We start from the raw sequence: 18646 nt of genomic DNA, 5'->3' as shown, positions 1-18646 counted from the left end.
CCCGCGGAGAATCGGGTGCCCGCGGTGGTGAGACTCGCGGCCGCGACGGTTCGCCCGTGAAATCCGCCCTGGAACACGATGATGTTGGGGTTCGCGGTTGCCATGCGGGCCAGGCGCACCGCTGCCTCGGCGGCCTCCGACCCGGAGTTCGCATAGAAGACGGAATCGAGTCCGAGTGGGAGGACTGCGCCGAGCTTCTCGGTGAGTTCGAGCAGCGGCTGATGCATCACCGTCGTGTACTGCGCGTGGATGATCTTGGTGCACTGCTCCTGAGCTGCGGCGACGACCCTCGGGTGGCAGTGGCCGGTGCTGGTGACCCCGATGCCGGTGGTGAAATCGAGGTAGCTGTTTCCGTCGGTTCCGTGAATCCACGAGCCGAGCGCGTGATCGACGACGACGGGCGTCGCCTGCTTGAGGATCGGCGACAGCGACGCGGTCTGAGGCGTTGCGGCGAGGGTCATGGGTACACGGTGTACTCAGATCGTCGGATTGTCAACAATTAGACAGGGTGCTGTTTCCGGTGGGTGCGTACACGGATACGGTGGCGGGTGTGACGTCCACCAAGCCGCAACTCGTCCTCCTCGGCGCCGACGACGCGCCGGGTCCCTACAACCTCGCCGAACTCGAGGCGCTGGCCGACGTGCGGCAGTGCACCGTCGAGACATTGCCGCAGGTGCTGCCGGGTGCCGATGTTCTCGTCGTGTGGGACTTCTTCTCTCGCGCTCTGCGCGACAACTGGGGCGGCGCAACACAATCGCTGCGCTGGGTGCACGTCTGCGCCGCGGGCGTCGATTCGTTGCTGTTCGACGAGCTCGCCGACTCCGACATCGTGGTGACCAACGCACACGGCGTCTTCGACCAACCGATCGCGGAGTTCGTGCTGGCGTCGATCCTGGCGCGGGACAAGCGCTTACACGAATCGGCGCGCCTGCAGTCGTCGCACGACTGGGTGTGGCGCGAGACGACACGGACCGCTGGGTCGTCGGTGTTGGTCATCGGGACCGGTGGGATCGGACGGGCGATCGCGCGGCTGCTGCGCGCCGTCGGGATGCGCGTGACCGGCGCCGGGCGCACGGCACGTCACGACGATCCCGACTTCGGCGAGGTGCGCGCAACCGACGAATTGAGCACGTACGTCGGCGAATTCGACAACGTGGTCGTCGTGGCGCCGCTCACCGCGCAGACCGAGGGCATGATCGACGCGTCGGTGCTCTCGGCGATGCGTTCCGACGCGCACCTTGTCAACGTCGGCAGGGGCAGGCTCGTCGACGAGGCGGCGTTGGCCGACGCGCTGCGCAGCGGCGGGATCGGCGCGGCGTCGCTCGATGTGTTCGTCACCGAACCGCTGCCCGACGACAGCCCCCTGTGGGACTTCGACAACGTCGCGATCTCGGCGCATATGAGCGGCGACGTCGTGGGGTGGCGCGACGAGCTCGCCGATCAGGTGCTCGACAATTTGCGGCGGTACGTCGAGGCTGGGCGCCAGGCCGGCGGCGAGGAGTTGTCGACGGCTCTGCGGAACGTCGTCGACAAGCGGCGGGGGTACGTGGCGTCGGGGAGGTGATCTCGACAAGCTCGATCAGCGGGGGGCGCTCGATCAGCGGGGGTCTTCTGCTGGTTGAGCAGGCCGCGAGCGTAGCGAGCTGCCGTGTCGAAACCACGGTGCGCCTCTGTTGGTGGGCTCGGTCGGTGATCTCGACAAGCTCGATCAGCGGGGGTGGGCTCGATCAGCGGTTGGGTGGGGCGCGCTCGATCAGCAGCGAGGCATTCTCGATCAGCGGCGTGCCCCTGAAGTAGGCTGTAGCGCGATGACCATCGTCTATTTCGTGATCGCAGCCGTGGCGCTGGCCGGTGCGGCGGCCCTGCTGTGGCTCGACCGCAAGCGTTCCAGCGGCACCCGCCACCGGCGTGCCGTGTGGGGTGATGCCCACGACTTCTCCTACCGTGCCTCAGATACCAAGCTGCGCAAGGTGTTCCACCGCGCGACGATGAATGTTCCCGACGGCGTCGGGGTTCAAGATGTCGCATACGGAGTTTATGGCGGTGCCGAGGCTGTCGTCTTCGACCTCGCTGATACCGCAACCGTCATCGCGGTACGCCGCAATGCGCCGTCGAACGTGATCGTCGACCTTCGCCACGAGGACGTGCTCGCGCCCGCCGAGGACGACGTCGAACTGCTCGGTGCGATGGGACCGCGTGTCATGTTCTCCAACGACCTCGACGTCGCACGACGGGTGTGTGACCGGAGGATGGTCGCGCTGGCCAACAACGCGCCGTCGTACGTCGAGGTGCTGTGGGACGAAGGTAATTGGGCGCTCGGTTCGATGCCGTTGACCGATGACGCGACCAAGCTCGACACGGGACTCGAAGTGGTTCGACGCTTCGCTGACCTGCTGCGTGTACTCCCGCCGGTGCAGGACCCCCAGGATCCGCCGGACCCGCGCGATCCGCACGGGCCGACGCGCGAAGAGTTCGCCGACGAGAAGACCGAGTCGATGCGCGACAAGGAACGTCGGGCGCGCATTCAGGCGCAGGAGGCAGCAGCTCCCGCGACACGCCGCCAACCGCCACCCCAGAACCAGCAACCACAGGGCCAGCCACCACAGGCCGAGCAACCGCAGAGTGAGACCGGAGCCAGGCGTGCGTCGACGCCGTCGACCGGCCGCGGCATGACCCCGATGCCGGTGCGGCGATCACGCAGTGCGCAGCCGCCCGAGACGGGTGAGCGCTCCAATCGGCATCATCGTCGTGACTGAGCGTTTCACGCAGCTTTCGAGACACAATCAGCCATCGAGATATCCCGACCGCGACGCACGAGCAGGAAGAGTGAGCCGACTGTGACCTCCTCAACGCCCTCCGCATCCGCGACCCCCGAGGTCGACGGCGACGCCCGCGCGGCGCTCGCGCGACTCGTCGCCGAACTGTCTGTGGTGCACGGCAAGGTGACGTTGTCGTCAGGACGTGAAGCCGACTACTACGTCGACCTGCGACGCGCCACGCTGCATCACGAGGCGTCGCCGCTGATCGGCAAGCTCATGCGTCAACTCACCGCCGACTGGGGATACCAGTCGGTCGGCGGACTGACGTTGGGTGCCGACCCGGTTGCGACCGCGATCATGCACGCGCCCGGACGCCCCATCGACGCATTCGTGGTGCGCAAGGCGGCCAAGGCGCACGGAATGCAGCGTCAGGTAGAGGGCCCGGACATCGCAGACAAAGCGGTGCTGATCGTCGAGGACACCAGCACCACGGGCAATTCGCCGGCAACCGCTGTGGCGGCTGCGCGCGAGGCCGGAGCCGTTGTGGTGGGTGTTGCGACCGTCGTCGACCGCGCAACCGGCGCCGACGACGTGATCACGAAACTCGGTGTGCCGTACCGATCTCTCCTCGGTCTCGCCGACATCGGGCTTGCCTGAGGCGATGTCGACCGGCGGCATGTCGCCTGAGGGATCTGACTCGCCCGAGGGTTCGGACGTACCCGGGCCCACCGAATGGCAGGCACGGCCCGCCGTCGGAGTGGGGCCGTGGGACGTCGAACGGGATGGTCGAATCCCCGACGATCCGCGCTACGACCCGGAACTGCTCGCCGAGGGTGATACCCGGAATGTCGTTGATGCATACCGGTATTGGCGCCGCGAGGCGATCGTCGATGACATCGACGCGCGTCGACACCCGTTTCATGTGGCCATCGAGAACTTCGCGCACGACGCCAACATCGGGACCGTGGTGCGGACCGCGAATGCGTTTGCCGCGTTGGCGGTGCACATCGTCGGACGACGCCGCTGGAATCGACGCGGAGCAATGGTGACCGATCGCTATCAGCATCTGCTGCACCACGATTCGGTGTCGGAGCTGATGACGTGGGCGCGCGATAACGGTCTCGCCGTGGTCGCCGTCGACAACACTCCGGGGTCGGTACCGCTGGAAACTGCTGATCTCCCACGCGAATGCGTACTGCTCTTCGGTCAGGAGGGGCCAGGCGTCAGTGACGACGCCCAAGCGCAGGCGGACCTGACGGTGTCGATCGCGCAGTTCGGATCAACACGGAGCATCAACGCCGGGGTGGCCGCGGGAATCGCCATGCACGCGTGGATTCGGCAACACGCCGACCTCGACGACGCGTGGTGACGCCAGGCGTCAGACGTTGTCGGAGGAGTGCGGATCGGCCGTCGCCGTCGCCTCCGAGGTCGCGACAGCGTCGGTCGCGACCTTCTTCGCGGCGCGTCGTCGGCGATACCACTCGATGAGCATAGGGGCGATCGACAGGATGACGATCAGGATGAAGATCGGCTCGATGAGCTTCTGCACCACCTCGAACCGGCCGAGCCAGTAGCCGAGCAGAACGATGCCGGCACCCCAGACGATGGCGCCGATCACGTTGTAGAGCGCGAACACCGACCACTTCATGCGTGCGGCGCCTGCGACGATCGGAGCGATGGTGCGCACGATGGGCACGAAGCGGGCCAGGAAAATGGTGATCGGGCCGTGCTTGTCGAAGAACTCCTGCGCCTCGATCAGATAGCGCTCCTTGAGGAACCGGGCATCGGGTTTGAACATCTCGGTCCCGATGAATCGGCCGATCCAATAACCCACCTGACCGCCGAGGATCGCGGCGATCGGCACGAAGACCAACAGCTGCCATAGCGACGCGAACTGGTCGATGCCGTCCTTACCGCCTGCCGCGACCACCATGCCCGCGACGAACAGCAGCGAGTCACCGGGGAGGACCGGGAACAGCACACCCGACTCGATGAAGACGACCAGGAGCAGCCCCCAGAACGCCCAGGCGCCGAACCAGCTCAGCACGTTGATGGGGTCGAGAATGCCGGGGAGAGCGACCACGGTGGTCGTATGGGCAAGTGCGGTGTCGATCACGGGTCACCAGGCTACTTGGCGAAGCTGTCCGAGAGCTAATGAGTGGCTGTCAGAAGCGGCCGTGCCCGGCGTGCAGTGCCGAATGTGGCGCAGCCCCATCGAAGGAGCGCTACACCGCGGCGTCCACTATGTCCGCTACGCGGCGGTGTCTTATGCCGGGGCGGTGTCCTATGCGCGCTCCGCGGCGTCGACCTTCTCTTCGACGACGGGTTGGCGGGAGCGCCGCCAGCGCTTGACCACCTCGGAGATGATCGGGAGCACCGAGATGAAGACGATCAGCAGGAAGATCACGTCGACGTTGTCGCGAATGAATGCGATCTGGCCGAGGAAGTAGCCCAGGAGCGTGACGCCTGCACCCCAGACGACTGCGCCGATCGCGTTGTAGGCGAGGAACGTCGAGTAGCGCATCTTTGCAGCTCCGGCGACCAGCGGTGCATAGGTGCGCACGATCGGCACGAAGCGCGCCAGGAAGATCGTGATGGGGCCGTGCTTCTCGAAGAACTCGTGGGCCTCGACGATGTAGGACTGCTTCAAGATGCGGGCGTCCGGCTTGAACAGGGAGTACCCGAGTCTGTTGCCGATGAGGTACCCGACCTGGTCGCCGAGGAACGCCGCGATCGGAATGGTCACCAGCAACACCCACAGTGGGGCGAACGGCTCGATGTCGGCCGACTTCGCAGCCACGATCAGGCCCGCGGTGAAGAGCAGTGAGTCGCCTGGGAGTAGCGGGAAGAGCAGTCCTGACTCGATGAAGACCACCAACAGCAGTCCGGCGAGAATCCAGGTGCCGAAGGAGTTCAGCAGGTTGACGGGGTCGAGGAAGCCGGGGAGGAGGGCGAGGTCGGTCGTCGTTGCTGCGAGAACGGGGGCTGTGGCGTCGAGAACAGAGGCGGTCACGGCTCCGAGGGTAGCGGAAACGGACAAAGCGTCCTATTCGCGCGCGGGCGCAGGCGTCGACGCGGAGGTTTAGACGCAGGTGAGAGCGTCCTGCACGCGCTGGAGTGGCACTTGCCATACTGAGGGGGACTCAACAGAGCTCGAAGTGTGAGATCCCACCCGGTTGGAGGACGTGACATGCCCATTGCAACCCCAGAGCAGTACGCCGAGATGTACGCGAAGGCGAAGGAGGGTGGCTACGCATTTCCCGCGATCAACTGCACCTCGTCGTCGACGATCAATGCGGCCATCAAGGGCTTCGCCGATGCCGGGAGCGACGGCATCATCCAGTTCTCCACCGGTGGGGCCGAGTTCGGCTCGGGCCTCGGCGTCAAGGACATGGTGACGGGCGCGGTTGCGCTCGCCGAGTTCGCGCACGTGGTTGCCGCCAAGTACGACGTGACGATCGCGCTGCACACCGACCACTGTCCCAAGGACAAGCTCGACACCTACGTGCGTCCGCTGCTCGCGATCTCCCAGGAGCGCGTCGACGCCGGCAAGAATCCGCTGTTCCAGTCGCATATGTGGGACGGCAGCGCTGTGCCGATCGACGAGAACCTCGAGATCGCGCAGGAACTGCTCGCCAAGGCCGCTGCGGCGAAGATCATCCTCGAGGTCGAGATCGGCGTCGTCGGTGGTGAAGAAGACGGTGTCGAGGCGGAGATCAACGACAAGCTCTACACCTCTGCTGAGGACTTCGAGAAGACCGTCGACGCGCTCGGCGCGGGTGAGAAGGGCAAGTACCTGCTCGCGGCCACCTTCGGTAACGTCCACGGCGTCTACAAGCCTGGCAACGTGAAGCTGCGTCCCGATGTGCTCAAGCTGGGCCAGGACGTCGCCAGCAAGAAGCTCGGCCTGCCCGAGGGCTCCAAGCCGTTCGACTTCGTGTTCCACGGCGGATCGGGCTCGCTCAAGAGCGAGATCGAGGAAGCGCTCACCTACGGCGTCGTCAAGATGAACGTCGACACCGACACCCAGTACGCCTACACGCGACCGATCGCCGGGCACATGTTCAGCAACTACGACGGCGTGCTGAAGGTCGACGGCGAGGTCGGCAACAAGAAGGCCTACGACCCGCGCGTCTGGTCGAAGAAGGCCGAGACCAGCATGTCCGAGCGCGTCGTCGAGGCGTGCGACGACCTGAAGTCGAACGGCAAGTCGATCAGCGCCTGACTTTTCTCTCACACAACGCGCGCCCTCTCTCGGTTCGGGAGGGGGCGCGCGTTGTTTGTGTCGGGGTGGCGGAAGAGGATGCGATCGGCCGCGAGTTGCGGTTGCCCAGAAGCGCGGTTTCCGAGCCTCTGGGCAACCGCAACAACGGGCCTACGCGCTGAGTGCGGTCAGGACCAGATCAATCCGACGGCGACGGTCAGTGCCAACACGGCCATGGCGATGGCCGCGCAGATCACCGAGGGGTCGGCTCGACGCTGCACCCTGACCCGCTGAGAATGAACGCTCCGAGGATCGGGGCGCCGCGCAGGAGCGTCGTGGTGAGCCGGATGGACGGACGGTATGGCGCCCGGCGCGTCGGCGGACGGGACGTAGGAGCGTCGCGCTGGTCGAGGCGTAACCCGTAACGGCTGGGTCGTCGGACGGTGGACCGGCGCGTGGCCACCCGGCACCCACCCTGTGCCGGGTATGTCGTCGCGTACGGGACCTGGCGCCCTGCGACCGGTCACCGCGGCGTGCAGACCTTCCAGTCGCTGCCGTCCTTCTGGAGATTGATGGTGACGGTCTGAGGCTCGTTGGGCTTGCTGGTTTGGTAGGCAGTCACCTCGACGACCGCCTTGGCCCCGTCGTCGGTCACCTTCGACGCCTTGATGTCTCCGGTGCGGACCAACTCGTTGCGCGCCTTCTGCGCCGAGTAGATCTTCTGGAAATCTGCGTCGGAGATGTTGGTATAGAACTGATTCTCCTGGCCGCACGTCACTGACCGCAGGGTCGAGAGGTCGCCGTTGTAGAGGGCGGTGGAGAACTTCGACGCTGTGTCGGCAGCCTGGTCGGCTGCAGGCTTGGCGCGCGATGCGATAACGCCCCACACAACTCCCACGACGATCAGCGCCAGGACGACGAGCGCTCCGACTGTCAGCAGCACACGACGACTGGAGCCTCCCTTGCTCTTCGCAGGAGTCGGCGTCGACGTTCCGGCAGGCGGAATCACCTGGGGCTGGTGCGGGGTGGTCGACCAACCGGAAGACGTCGAGGGACGAGCCGCCGACGTTTGTGCGGTCTTCGCTGTGGACCCTGCTGCTGCGCCCGCTCCGACTGCGGCGGCTCCCGCGGCAGCCGCGCCACCGACAACCGCGGCGCCCTTGCCGATGTTCACCTTGTCGGTGGTGGCGCTGTCGCTGGTGGTGCTGTCTGTCGGGGCGTCGGGCTTCTGTGCCTTCAGCGCGACGGTCTCCGCCTCGCCGTCGATGGTGTCTTCGTCGTCAGCGGGCTGCTCGTCGGTGAGCTCTTCGCCTGTGGGTTCCTCGTCGGTGAGCTCTTCCTCGACGGGCTCTTCGTCGGTGAGCTCTTCATCGACAGAAGTGCTGTCATCTTCTGCGGTTTCCGCGTCGGCCGCCCCGTCGGTGTCGGCTTGTTCGGCGTCGGCTTGTTCGGCGTCGGTTTCGGGCTCGGCCTCAGCCGATGCGTCGTCGACGTCGTCAACCTCGGCGGGTGCGTCGCCGTGCTCGGTCTCGTCTTCGGCAACTGTCTCGTCGTCGACGCCAGTCTCGGTGCCGGCCTCGGTGTCGGCGGTGTCGTCGGACTCGGATGAGACGGCGGCCGCGGAAGTGGCAGCGGCCGCGGAGGTGGCAGCAGCCGCCGAAGCCGCTGCGGCCGTTGGTGTTTCGTCGCCTGGCTCGTCGGCCTGGTCGATCTCGTCGATGGGCTCGAAGTCGCCGATGTCTCCGTCGGTTGCGGCTTCTTCGACGCTCAGGTCACCCGCGTCCGTGGTCGCTTCGAAGGCTTCGAGGCGAGCTTCGGCGTCTTCCTTCTCGTGCTCGGCATCGGTGGCGTCGACGGTTTCGGGATCGGCGTCGTCGAGCTTCGCTTCGGACTCCGCCTCGGCGCGGTCGGCAGCGACGGCGTCCGCGGTGTCGTCGGCGTCTTCGATTTCGGCGGCAGACGACTCGTCAGCCGCAGGGAACTCGGCGGCGTCGTCGGCTGTCTCGTCGACTACCTTCTCGTCGGTGTCGCTCTCTTCGACTGCCTTCTCGTCTGTGTCGGTCTCGTCGGTCTCGGCGTCGTCGGTGTCGTGCGCCTCTACAGCGGCCGCGCCTGCGACTCCCGCTGCGACCGCGCCCGCGGCCGCGATCTTCCCCGCGTTGCCCTGATCGGCCTCTTCTGCGCTGTCGGTTTCTTCTGCGCCGTCTGGCTTCTCTGCGCTGTCGATTGTCTCGGCGCTGTCGGTGTCCTCGCTGCCAGCGGTCTCTTCAGCGTTGGACTCTTCCGGAGAGTCGGTGCCTGTGATGTCGACGTCGTCGAGGTCGGGCATGTCGCTGGTGTCCGGCAGGTCGTCGCGATTGATCACCGTGGTGTCGGTGGCGCTCGGCGAGGCCGTCCCGGCGACCTTCACTACTGGGCGCTTGTCGTCCGAGCTCTCGCTGTCCGAACTCTTCGCCTCTGAACTCTCTGTGGCAGTTGCTGCGGAGTCGGCGTCGTCGGCCTCGGTGCCGCCCGCGAGGGGGTCGATGTCGTCGAGGTCGTCAAGCGTGCTGGGGTCGGGAAGCTGATCTCGCGAGATCACTTTGGTCGCGGAGTCGATGCCTCGACCTCCACGGGGCTTCGGGCCGCTCGGCCGTGAATCTGTCCCCTGCGCGCCGCCGGCGCCCGCTTCATCGACCTGAGACTTGTCCACAGATGTTCCCGATTCCCCCGATTGTGTATCCGTGCCAGTTGTCGCCTCGGCGCCCGCCGGTTTTTCCTTGTCCGCCGACTGCTTAGTGCCCGCAGTCTCGCTGGGCGTCGATGGTCGGGCGGTGGGCGCAGCCGCGGCCGAGTTCTTGGTCGGCGACGAGTAGGTCCGGCTCGACGCCCCCTCCAGGCGTTCGGCGGCCTTCTTGCGTATCACCGAGAAGGCCTTGGTGACAGCCGATTTCCGATCACCGGATTGAGGCATCGTCGATCACCATTCCTTCCTCGAGCAAGTGGATTCTGCGGCGCACCGCGGCATCGGGGCCGTTCAGCGACCAAGTGCGCCATTCACCCTAGCGAATCGCCGTTGTCGCGGGCACCCGGGCAGGGGATGGGCATCAGCGAAGACTACTACCGGCGCACAGATGCCGCGGAGGGCGTCGCGCGGCGCGCCACGCCGCCGACCGGTCGGTGTGTGTTGACCGGAGCGGACACCGTGTCGCGGCTCGATGCTTGAATAGAGGAGTGACTTCCTTCGGAGACTTGATGGGCCCCCAACCGACGCTCCTCCCGGGAGACGACGAGGCCGAATCGGACCTGCTCAACGGTGCTTCGCCGGCTGCGGTAGCTGCGGAACATCCCACAGCGTCGATCGCCTGGGCATATCTGGCAGAAGCGGCATTGACAGCGGGCGGCGTCGGAGCTGACGGCGAACCCGCGGGTGAGCAGACACCAAACGTCGACGACGTGATCGCCGCATACGCCTACGCCCGCACCGGGTACCACCGCGGGCTCGACCAGCTGCGCCGCAACGGGTGGAAGGGATTCGGACCCGTCCCGTGGGCGCACGAGGGCAATCAGGGCTTCCTGCGCTGTGTCGGTGCGCTGGCCAGAGCTGCTCGAGTCATCGGCGAGCGCGACGAGTACCTGCGCTGCCTCGACCTCCTGAACGAAAGCGACCCGACCGCGGCAGAACAACTCGGCCTGGTGTGATCGCAACGCTGCGTTCGCGGGTCAGCGCCAGGGTCAACGCGCTGCCGCGCCCCCTGCGTACCCGCATTCGGCGGCTATATCTCTCGCTGCAGCCGATCCTGCAGTGCTCGATCGCGGCAGGTCTGGCGTGGTGGATCGCGCTCGACCTGCTCCATCACTCACGCCCGTTCTTCGCGCCGATCGCGGCCGTCATCTCGCTGGGGCTGTCGCTCGGTCAGCGTTGGCGCCGCGCCGTCGAACTCGTCGTCGGCGTCTCCATCGGCATTCTCATCGGTGATCTGCTCATCTCTCGGATCGGCTCGGGGACCTGGCAGATCATGGTCGTCGTCGCACTCGCGATGGCGACAGCCGTGTTTCTCGACGACGGTCCGCTGATCCCGATGCAGGCGGCGTCGTCTGCGGTCCTCGTCGCAACGCTTCTGCCGCCCGGCGAGGCCGGTGGGTACTACCGCGCTTTCGACGCGTTGATCGGCGGACTCGTCGGCATCGCCGTGGGTGCGCTTCTCCCTGCGAACCCGGCGTCGCGTGGGCGGCGTGATGCCGCCGGGATTCTGGCGACGATGCGCGACGCCGCGAAGACTCTCGCGGCAGGGCTGCGGGTCGGAGATGCCGACGTGGTGTTCTCGGCGCTCGAGAGTGCGCGCGGAACCCAGGCCGCGATCAACACCATGCGCTCGGACATGCGTGGCGGCAAAGAGATCAGCACCATCTCGCCGCTGCATTGGCGGCAACGAATACGACTGCAGAGAATCGCCGCGACGGCCGACCCCATCGACAACGGGGTACGAAACTTCCGGATCGTCGCTCGTCGCGCGCTCGGGATGACGCAGCGCGGCGAGAAGCTCCGCCCCGAACTGATCGAGATCATCGACGACCTCGGCGACGCCTTCGAGACGCTGCGTCGAATGATGCTGGCAGACCCCGGCGAATCGCCCGACCCTGCCGACGCCGCGCGGGTACTGCGCACGATCGCGCGTAAGGCTCGCGCCGAACTGGTCGCCGAGAGTGGCATGAGTGAGACCGCGCTGCTGGCGGAGATACGTTCGCTGCTGATCGACCTGCTGATGGTGTGCGGACTTCGACGCTCCTCCGCACAGGCGACGCTGCGCTGAACTCAGGCTTTGCCGTCGATCGCGCGTTGTCCCATCGCGAAGGTCGGCACCGCCACCGCGGCGCAACCGATTGCGCCGGCGACACCGATCAGTGCGCTCGACGCGGCTGCCGCGAGGACGATGAGACAAATACCGAGCGCGATACGCGGGACCAGAGCGAGGCGGCGTCGCGCTTTGGGCGACATCCAACGCCCCCACACACCGCCGATCACCGCGAGCGCGACCACACCGAGCAGTACGCCTGCGGCGGGACCCGCGAATGCCGCGCCCCAGTGATAGCCGACCGCCACCGCGGCCGTCCAGAGCATGACCTCGACAGCGAATACCAGCGCACCCCAGGTGTAATCACGCAGGCCAGACAGTTGACTGGGCTCGGTGGCGTGCCGCCCAGCAGTTTCGAGAGCGGTGCTCTTGTTCATGATTCGAGTCTGCGCCCATGCGGCTTGAAAAACAAGAGCAGTGATCTCGTTTCAACTGAATCGGCCTCGATGTAGAGATTTAGGCGACCCTAACCCTTGTCATATATGCGAAAAGATGCATATATTGACGAGACCATGGGTCACTCGCATACACACACGCACTCGCACGGCACCGGGGCCGCGACGTCGAATCGGCGCATCTGGCCGATGGTCGTCGCCGTGGCGATGATCGGGACGTATTTCTTCGTCGAGCTCGGCGTCGGAATCGCCGTCAACTCGCTGGCATTGATCGCCGACGCCGGGCACATGTTGACCGACGTCGTCGCGCTCCTGATGGGTCTCGTCGCACTTTTGCTCGCACGCCACGGATCGACGACCGCCGAGCGGAGTTTCGGGTGGCATCGCGCTGAGGTCTTCACCGCTGTTGCCAATGCGGTCCTGCTGATCGGTGTCGCGGTCTTCGTCCTGTACGAGGCGATCCGACGCATCGGCTCCGACCCGGAAGTGCCCGGGCTGACGCTCGTCGTGGTGGCGCTGATCGGCCTGGCTGTCAATGTCGCGATGATGCTGCTGCTACGTGCGGACTCCAAGGAGTCGATCGCCGTGCGCGGGGCATACATGGAGGTGCTGGCCGACGCCGTCGGCAGTGTCGGCGTGCTGGTCGCGGGCATCGTGACGATGACGACGGGTTGGGGTTACGCCGACATCGTCGTCGCGGTCCTGATCGCGATCTGGGTGGTACCCCGAGCGGTGCGTCTGGCCCGCGATGCCCTGCGCATTCTCAACCAGCAGGCGCCCGATCACGTCGACGTCGACGCCCTCGAGCACGAGCTCGCAGCGATCCCCGAGGTCATCGACGTCCACGATTTGCACGTCTGGTCGCTGACCACCGGAATGGACGTCGCGACAGTGCATCTGGCGAGCAACTGTCCCAACGACGAGGTGCTCCCGCAGGCGCGCGCCGTGCTGGCCCGCCACGGCCTCACCCACGCGACGATTCAGGTCGATCCGGACCAAGCGGGCAAGCGCTGTCGCGACGATATGGGCTGGTAACGCGACACACTCGATCTCGTTGCCCTCACGCCACCTTGGTGGGCTATCTTCACAGCCGTGAGACGTAGGGGGTTCATGACCGTCTTGGCTGCAGGGTTGGTCACTGCGCTCGGGGGATGTGCGACAGCGCGCGTCGACGCGTCGGCGCCGACGGCCTTGCCGTCGACCAATCCGATGTCGCCGACTCCGAAATCGGTTGCGCAGACGCCGGTTCCGCAGGTACCACCACCCGACGTTGCACGAAGGGTTCCGGTTCCCGCGGGCACACTGACCGGATTGCCGGGTACGGGAAGGCATCTCGCGCTGACCGTCGACGACGGCGCGAGCTCCGAGGTGGTCGGTGCGTACATCCGATTCGCGCGGGACACGGGCGCGCGGTTCACCTTCTTCGTCACCGGCGGCTTTGATTCCTGGACAGACCACAAGGCCGAGCTACGGCCGCTCGTCGAATCCGGTCAGATCCAGCTCGGCAATCACACGTGGACCCACGCCGATCTGACATCACTCTCGACCGAGGGTGTCGCGGACGAGCTGTCGCGGTGTAAGCGGTTCCTACGCAACACGTTCGGCGTCGACGGCACTCCGTTCTTTCGTCCGCCGTACGGCTACCACAACGACACGGTCGACGCCGTGGCCGCAGAACTCGGATACACGACTCCCGTGCTGTGGTTCGGGTCGCTCTCGGACTCGGGATTGATCACCGAGCGCTATCTGGTGCAGTGCGCGCGGCAGTACTTCCATCCGCAGACCGTGATCATCGGCCATGCCAATCATCCGCCGGTGACCCACGTGTATCCGACGCTGGTGGAGATCATTCGCGAGCGTCGACTCAACATGGTCACGCTCGACGACTACTTCGTCACGCGCAGGGCGTGAGTTGCGATACGGCCCCGCTGGTACATCACGTCCGCCAGAACATGAAGACGTTCCAGCCCTGGTTCGCGAGATTCGATGGCACGCCCGACAATTCGAACAGCCAGCGGATGAGGTCGAAGAAGGCGGCGTTCAGTTGAGGAATGAACAGTAGCGCGAACACGATCAGGAACCCGTAGGGCGCGATCTTGGCGGCGTTCGCGCGTGTCTGCTGCGACAGGTACGGCTCGATGGCGTTGTAGCCGTCGAAACCCGGCATCGGGATCAGGTTGAGCACGGCCGCGGTGATCTGCAAGAAGGCGAGCATCGCCAGTGCCGCCCACAGATTGATGCCGTCGACGGCGAGAATCATCCCCGACATCAGACCCGAGTGGAGGGGGATGTAGGCGTCGGGTGCCGCGATGCGGATGACGAGCAACAGGATCGCCGCGAGCATGATGTTCATCGCGGGCCCGGCGAGTGAGACCAGCGTCTTCTGGCGATTGGTCATGCCGCGTTCGTCGAGATATACAGCGCCGCCGGGGAATCCGATACCGCCCAGCAGAATGATCAGCAGCGGCAGGCCGAGTGACAACCCCGGATGCGTATAGCGCATCGGGTTGAGCGTGAGGTAGCCGCGCAGTTCGGCATTGCGATCGCCGAACCGGAACGCGGTGACGGCGTGGCCGAATTCGTGCAGACACAGTGAGATGACCCAGCCGGCGAGTACGAGCAGCAGGGTTCCGCCGATCGACATCGCGTTGCGACCGGGTGCCGAGACCGCGCACATCCAGCCGCCGACGGCCGCGACGGCGATGAACGCGAAGAACAGCCATCCCGGCCGTATCGCGCGGGCAATCTCGCCGCGCGTCGGATGCCCCGACCGACCGCTCGCCCACGCATTGCCCGTCATGAGTGGCAGACCAGCTTCCAGTCGATGTGGTGGCGGTAGAACGTCGAGCGTTTGACCGTCCGCTCGGTCAGGACGCCTTCACGCTCGACGACGAGGTTGCTCCCGCCGGTCTGTGCCGCGCGCCCGACGTGCCAGCTGCCCGGCCGGAGTGTGCGTTCGACGCGGGCGCGTACGCCTGGTGCCTCGCGGGTCGGTTCGATCCGCACACCGCGTACCGAACCGGTGAACAGGCGGGCGTCGTCGACATAGCTCTCGCCGTGCAACTTTGCGCCCTCGGCGCCGAGGTGTCGTGCGAAGCCGACGAGGACGGTGGCGGCGTCGTCGCGGATCAGCGGCAGGTCGTGAGCGTCGCCGTCACGTGCGAGGTCGACGGCCGCTTGTCCGTGCGGTAGACCGTAGCGGCGAGTCGCCGGGGTGGCGACACTCGGCGTGTACGCGACCTCGACGTCGAGTCGTTCGGTGATCATCAGGATCGCGACCACCTCGGCGAGCAGGACGTCGGGGTGCGCGCAGTCGCCGGGCTCGACGATCAACCGGCTCGGGGCGTCGGAAAGCGCGCTCTCGACGACTCGTCGTACCGCCTTGCGGGGCGGTGGAGTCTGCCGGGCGTCGTCGACGATCACCGTCGACGACGAGATAACTGCATGGGACACGCCGACGAGCGTAGTCGGGCCGCAACGTCGATGTCGGGGCGTCGCCCAAGGGTTCTGCCCGGTCAGCAAGTAGGGTAGGTCCGTTACGGCGCGTTCCGCATGCGCGCGACTAAGGAGTAGGGGACATGGCAGCGATCGTGCTTATCGGCGCCCAGTGGGGCGACGAGGGCAAGGGCAAGGCGACCGATCTACTCGGCGAGAAGCTGCAGTGGGTTGTTCGCTACCAGGGCGGCAACAACGCGGGTCACACCGTCGTTCTCCCGAATGGTGAGACGTTCGCCCTGCACCTGATCCCCTCGGGCATCCTCACGCCGGGCGTCAACAACGTCATCGGCAACGGCGTCGTCGTCGACCCCGGGGTGCTGCTCACCGAACTGAGCGGTCTCGAGGACCGCGATGTCGACACCACCGGCCTGATGATCTCGGCCGACGCCCACCTGCTGATGCCCTATCACGTGGCGATCGACAAGGTCACCGAACGATTCCTGGGCAACAAGAAGATCGGCACGACCGGACGCGGCATCGGACCCTGCTACCAGGACAAGATCGCGCGCGTCGGCGTGCGCGCAGCCGACGTCCTCGACGAGAAGATCTTCGCGCAGAAGGTCGAGGCCGCACTCGAACTCAAGAACCAGATCCTGGTCAAGATCTACAACCGCCGCGCACTCGAACCCGCGCAGGTCGTCGACGAGGTCCTCACCCAGGCCGAGGGCTTCAAGCATCGCATCGCCAATACGCAGCCCCTGCTCAACGAGGCGCTCGAACGCGGCGAGACGGTGCTGCTCGAGGGTTCGCAGGGCACGCTGCTCGACGTCGACCACGGCACGTACCCGTATGTGACGTCGTCGAATCCGACGGCCGGCGGCGCTGCGGTCGGGTCGGGTATCGGACCGAACAAGATCACCACGGTGCTCGGCATCCTGAAGGCCTACACCACGCGCGTCGGCTCGGGGCCGTTCCCGACCGAGTTGTTCGACGAGTGGGGCGAGTACCTAGCGAAGACCGGCGGCGAGGTCGGCGTGACCACCGGTCGCGCCCGTCGCTGCGGTTGGTTCGACGCCGTGATCGCCCGCTATGCGACGCGCATCAACGGCATCACCGACTACTTCCTGACCAAGCTCGACGTGCTCTCCAGCCTCGACCGCGTCCCGATCTGTGTCGCCTACGAGGTCGACGGCGAGCGCGTCGACGAGATGCCGATGACCCAGACCGGCTTCCATCACGCCAAGCCGGTCTACGAGTACATGCCCGGCTGGTGGGAAGACATCTCACAGTGCAAGACATTCGACGACCTGCCGAAGACCGCCCAGGATTACGTGCTGCGACTCGAAGAGCTCTCGGGCGCGCACATCTCGTGCATCGGCGTCGGCCCCGGCCGTGACCAGACGATCGTCCGCCGGGCCATCATCTGAGAGATCGGACTCCTCACCGGGAGATTCACACCCCAGCGACAGGACTGTACGGAATCCGTCAAGAAGTGGCCGGTTGTCACCGAAAACCGTGACATAGCGCTGGCATGAGTTGCGGATTCCGCAACAATCGGGTCGTAAAATTGTCGATTCACTCAGCGCGCGGCCTCGTCGACTACTACATTCGTAGGTGAAGTCGGCCGAGCGGCCGTGCGTGCAGACGAGGAGAATCGCAATGAGCTTGTACCAAGTCGTCGACCCCGCGACCGGCGACGTCGTCAAGGAGTATCCGACCGCCACCGATGAGCAGGTCGAAGCGGCGATCACCGCGGCGTCGGATGCGTTCGCGACGTGGTCGAAGAACTCGACGGTCGCCGAGCGGGCTGCGCTGATCCGTCGCGTCGGCGAACTGCACACCGAGCGCAAAGACGAGCTCGCCAAGATCATCGTCCGCGAGATGGGCAAGCCGTACGACCAGTCCGTCGGCGAGGTCGAGTTCAGCGCCGCGATCTACGAGTACTACGCCGACAATGCCGAGAAGTTCCTCGCAGACGAGCCGATCGCGCTGCTCGAGGGTGAGGGGTCGGCGTTCATCCGACGCAGCGCAGTCGGCGTGCTGCTCGGCATCATGCCGTGGAACTACCCCTACTATCAGGTCGCGCGATTCGCCGGTCCAAACCTGGTGCTGGGCAACACAATTGTGCTCAAGCACGCCCCGCAATGCCCCGAATCCGCTGCCGCCCTGCAGCAGATCTTCCTCGACGCCGGGTACCCGGTCGGCGCGTACGTGAACGTCTACGCCACCAACGAGCAGATCGCCGAGGCGATCGCCGACCCGCGCGTGCAGGGTGTCTCGCTGACCGGATCGGAGCGCGCGGGCGCCGCCGTCGCGGAGGTTGCCGGCCGGAACCTGAAGAAGGTCGTCCTCGAACTCGGCGGGTCGGACCCGTTCATCCTGCTGTCGACCGACGACCTCGACGCAACGGTGTCGGCAGCGGTCGACGGACGATTCGAGAACACCGGTCAGGCGTGCAACGCCGCGAAGCGCTTCATCGTCGACGAGAGTGTCTACGACGATTTCATCGTCAAGTTCACCGAGAAGGTCAAGGCCGCCGGAGAGGGACTGGGGCCGCTCTCATCGGTTGCTGCTGCCGAGCGCCTTGAGGAGCAGGTGAATTCAGTGCTGGCCACCGGCGCGAGCCTCGAGTCGTCAGGCGAACGCAAGGGCGCCTACTTCCCGCCCGGCGTGCTGACCGGCGTCGACCCCGACTCGATCGTCGCCAAGCAGGAGCTGTTCGGCCCGATCGCGACCGTCTACAAGGTGTCGGGTGAAGACGCCGCCGTCGAACTTGCCAATGACACGCCCTTCGGTCTGGGGTCGTATGTCTTCACCACCGACGCCGACCAGGCGCTACGCGTCGCCGACAAGATCGAGGCCGGAATGGTCTTCGTCAACGCCGTCGGCGCCGAAGGTGCGGAGTTGCCGTTCGGCGGCGTGAAGCGTTCGGGCTTCGGTCGAGAGCTCGGACGTTTCGGCATCGACGAGTTCGTCAACAAGAAGATGATCCGGATCAGCTGACTCGCTGCCTGT

At 66.0% G+C, this 18646-nt stretch carries 18 protein-coding genes and 1 pseudogene; 12 read left to right on the top strand and 7 right to left on the bottom strand.

Annotated features, from left to right (window positions below):
* Nucleotides 1-41 precede the first annotated feature (41 nt).
* Nucleotides 42-461, bottom strand: a pseudogene (locus RND64_RS19345) (aminotransferase class III-fold pyridoxal phosphate-dependent enzyme); the annotation flags it as partial.
* Between the two features lie 89 nt (nucleotides 462-550).
* Between RND64_RS19345 and RND64_RS19340 the strand changes: the two are divergent.
* The 4 genes from RND64_RS19340 (at nucleotide 551) to RND64_RS19325 (ending at nucleotide 4128) form a co-directional block, all read left to right on the top strand.
* Nucleotides 551-1564: a D-2-hydroxyacid dehydrogenase gene (locus RND64_RS19340; RefSeq protein ID WP_152930108.1), complete on the top strand. Its 1014-nt coding sequence runs from the start codon at nucleotides 551-553 to the stop codon at nucleotides 1562-1564.
* Between the two features lie 244 nt (nucleotides 1565-1808).
* Nucleotides 1809-2756, top strand: coding sequence for a hypothetical protein (locus tag RND64_RS19335; RefSeq protein ID WP_049699993.1), 948 nt, complete (start codon nucleotides 1809-1811; stop codon nucleotides 2754-2756).
* Between the two features lie 81 nt (nucleotides 2757-2837).
* On the top strand, nucleotides 2838-3416 hold the full coding sequence (locus RND64_RS19330) for a phosphoribosyltransferase family protein (protein ID WP_049699992.1): 579 nt from the start codon (nucleotides 2838-2840) through the stop codon (nucleotides 3414-3416).
* A 4-nt stretch (nucleotides 3417-3420) separates the two neighbouring features.
* A complete protein-coding gene (locus RND64_RS19325) occupies nucleotides 3421-4128 on the top strand; it encodes a TrmH family RNA methyltransferase (protein ID WP_049699991.1) in 708 nt (235 codons plus the stop codon).
* Between the two features lie 9 nt (nucleotides 4129-4137).
* Here RND64_RS19325 and RND64_RS19320 read toward each other — a convergent pair whose 3' ends face one another.
* Both RND64_RS19320 and RND64_RS19315 read right to left on the bottom strand, forming a co-directional pair.
* A complete protein-coding gene (locus tag RND64_RS19320) occupies nucleotides 4138-4875 on the bottom strand; it encodes a DedA family protein (protein ID WP_049699990.1) in 738 nt (245 codons plus the stop codon).
* Between the two features lie 168 nt (nucleotides 4876-5043).
* A complete protein-coding gene (locus RND64_RS19315) occupies nucleotides 5044-5772 on the bottom strand; it encodes a VTT domain-containing protein (protein ID WP_049699989.1) in 729 nt (242 codons plus the stop codon).
* A 177-nt stretch (nucleotides 5773-5949) separates the two neighbouring features.
* On the opposite strand from RND64_RS19315, the gene fbaA reads away from it, so the two are divergent.
* Nucleotides 5950-6984: a class II fructose-bisphosphate aldolase gene (gene fbaA / locus RND64_RS19310; protein ID WP_049699988.1), complete on the top strand. Its 1035-nt coding sequence runs from the start codon at nucleotides 5950-5952 to the stop codon at nucleotides 6982-6984.
* Between the two features lie 78 nt (nucleotides 6985-7062).
* Entirely contained in the window at nucleotides 7063-7257 is a 195-nt protein-coding gene (locus tag RND64_RS19305) for a hypothetical protein (protein WP_160318054.1), read from the top strand.
* A gap of 229 nt (nucleotides 7258-7486) precedes the next feature.
* Here the strand turns inward: RND64_RS19305 and RND64_RS19300 are convergent, their stop codons facing one another.
* Nucleotides 7487-9916 carry an Rv0361 family membrane protein gene (locus RND64_RS19300; protein WP_049699986.1) on the bottom strand — a complete coding sequence of 810 codons (2430 nt, stop codon included), beginning with the start codon at nucleotides 9914-9916 and terminating at the stop codon, nucleotides 7487-7489.
* Between the two features lie 260 nt (nucleotides 9917-10176).
* Here RND64_RS19300 and RND64_RS19295 point away from each other — a divergent pair, with 260 nt between their 5' ends.
* Entirely contained in the window at nucleotides 10177-10644 is a 468-nt protein-coding gene (locus tag RND64_RS19295; RefSeq protein WP_049699985.1) for a DUF3151 domain-containing protein, read from the top strand.
* Complete coding sequence (locus RND64_RS19290; RefSeq protein WP_049699984.1) at nucleotides 10641-11756, top strand: FUSC family protein; 1116 nt, start codon at nucleotides 10641-10643, stop codon at nucleotides 11754-11756. Before RND64_RS19295 ends, RND64_RS19290 begins: the two co-directional genes overlap by 4 nt.
* Nucleotides 11757-11758: 2 nt before the next feature.
* Here RND64_RS19290 and RND64_RS19285 read toward each other — a convergent pair whose 3' ends face one another.
* On the bottom strand, nucleotides 11759-12175 hold the full coding sequence (locus tag RND64_RS19285; protein ID WP_049699983.1) for a DUF2568 domain-containing protein: 417 nt from the start codon (nucleotides 12173-12175) through the stop codon (nucleotides 11759-11761).
* A 135-nt stretch (nucleotides 12176-12310) separates the two neighbouring features.
* Between RND64_RS19285 and RND64_RS19280 the strand changes: the two genes are divergently transcribed.
* Both RND64_RS19280 and RND64_RS19275 read left to right on the top strand, forming a co-directional pair.
* Nucleotides 12311-13228 (top strand): cation diffusion facilitator family transporter, encoded by a 918-nt coding sequence (locus RND64_RS19280; protein WP_049699982.1) that lies wholly within the window; start codon nucleotides 12311-12313, stop codon nucleotides 13226-13228.
* A gap of 75 nt (nucleotides 13229-13303) precedes the next feature.
* Complete coding sequence (locus RND64_RS19275) at nucleotides 13304-14104, top strand: polysaccharide deacetylase family protein (RefSeq protein WP_049699981.1); 801 nt, start codon at nucleotides 13304-13306, stop codon at nucleotides 14102-14104.
* A 25-nt stretch (nucleotides 14105-14129) separates the two neighbouring features.
* Here RND64_RS19275 and RND64_RS19270 read toward each other — a convergent pair whose 3' ends face one another.
* Together RND64_RS19270 and RND64_RS19265 are read right to left on the bottom strand one after the other, a co-directional pair.
* Nucleotides 14130-14993 carry a site-2 protease family protein gene (locus tag RND64_RS19270; protein WP_049699980.1) on the bottom strand — a complete coding sequence of 288 codons (864 nt, stop codon included), beginning with the start codon at nucleotides 14991-14993 and terminating at the stop codon, nucleotides 14130-14132.
* Nucleotides 14990-15616 (bottom strand): hypothetical protein, encoded by a 627-nt coding sequence (locus RND64_RS19265; protein WP_049700112.1) that lies wholly within the window; start codon nucleotides 15614-15616, stop codon nucleotides 14990-14992. The genes RND64_RS19270 and RND64_RS19265 overlap by 4 nt, the downstream gene beginning before the upstream one ends.
* A gap of 155 nt (nucleotides 15617-15771) precedes the next feature.
* On the opposite strand from RND64_RS19265, the gene RND64_RS19260 reads away from it, so the two are divergent.
* Entirely contained in the window at nucleotides 15772-17058 is a 1287-nt protein-coding gene (locus tag RND64_RS19260) for an adenylosuccinate synthase (RefSeq protein ID WP_049699979.1), read from the top strand.
* Between the two features lie 232 nt (nucleotides 17059-17290).
* Entirely contained in the window at nucleotides 17291-18634 is a 1344-nt protein-coding gene (locus RND64_RS19255; protein ID WP_049700111.1) for an NAD-dependent succinate-semialdehyde dehydrogenase, read from the top strand.
* Nucleotides 18635-18646 lie beyond the last annotated feature (12 nt).

Source organism: Gordonia sp. w5E2, assembly GCF_036540975.1.
Classification (GTDB): Bacteria; Actinomycetota; Actinomycetes; order Mycobacteriales; family Mycobacteriaceae; genus Gordonia; species Gordonia jacobaea.
This window is presented reverse-complemented; position numbering and strand designations above follow the sequence as displayed.

Excerpts from the sequence above, each read along its gene's own strand:
- RND64_RS19335 (WP_049699993.1), top strand. The coding sequence starts at position 1,809 with ATGACCATCGTCTATTTCGTGATCGCAGCCGTGGCGCTGGCCGGTGCG.
- RND64_RS19325 (WP_049699991.1), top strand. The coding sequence starts at position 3,421 with ATGTCGACCGGCGGCATGTCGCCTGAGGGATCTGACTCGCCCGAGGGT.
- fbaA (WP_049699988.1), top strand. The coding sequence starts at position 5,950 with ATGCCCATTGCAACCCCAGAGCAGTACGCCGAGATGTACGCGAAGGCG.
- RND64_RS19305 (WP_160318054.1), top strand. The coding sequence starts at position 7,063 with ATGCGATCGGCCGCGAGTTGCGGTTGCCCAGAAGCGCGGTTTCCGAGC.
- RND64_RS19300 (WP_049699986.1), bottom strand. The coding sequence starts at position 9,916 with ATGCCTCAATCCGGTGATCGGAAATCGGCTGTCACCAAGGCCTTCTCG.
- RND64_RS19285 (WP_049699983.1), bottom strand. The coding sequence starts at position 12,175 with ATGAACAAGAGCACCGCTCTCGAAACTGCTGGGCGGCACGCCACCGAG.
- RND64_RS19280 (WP_049699982.1), top strand. The coding sequence starts at position 12,311 with ATGGGTCACTCGCATACACACACGCACTCGCACGGCACCGGGGCCGCG.
- RND64_RS19275 (WP_049699981.1), top strand. The coding sequence starts at position 13,304 with ATGACCGTCTTGGCTGCAGGGTTGGTCACTGCGCTCGGGGGATGTGCG.
- RND64_RS19270 (WP_049699980.1), bottom strand. The coding sequence starts at position 14,993 with ATGACGGGCAATGCGTGGGCGAGCGGTCGGTCGGGGCATCCGACGCGC.
- RND64_RS19260 (WP_049699979.1), top strand. The coding sequence starts at position 15,772 with ATGGCAGCGATCGTGCTTATCGGCGCCCAGTGGGGCGACGAGGGCAAG.
- RND64_RS19255 (WP_049700111.1), top strand. The coding sequence starts at position 17,291 with ATGAGCTTGTACCAAGTCGTCGACCCCGCGACCGGCGACGTCGTCAAG.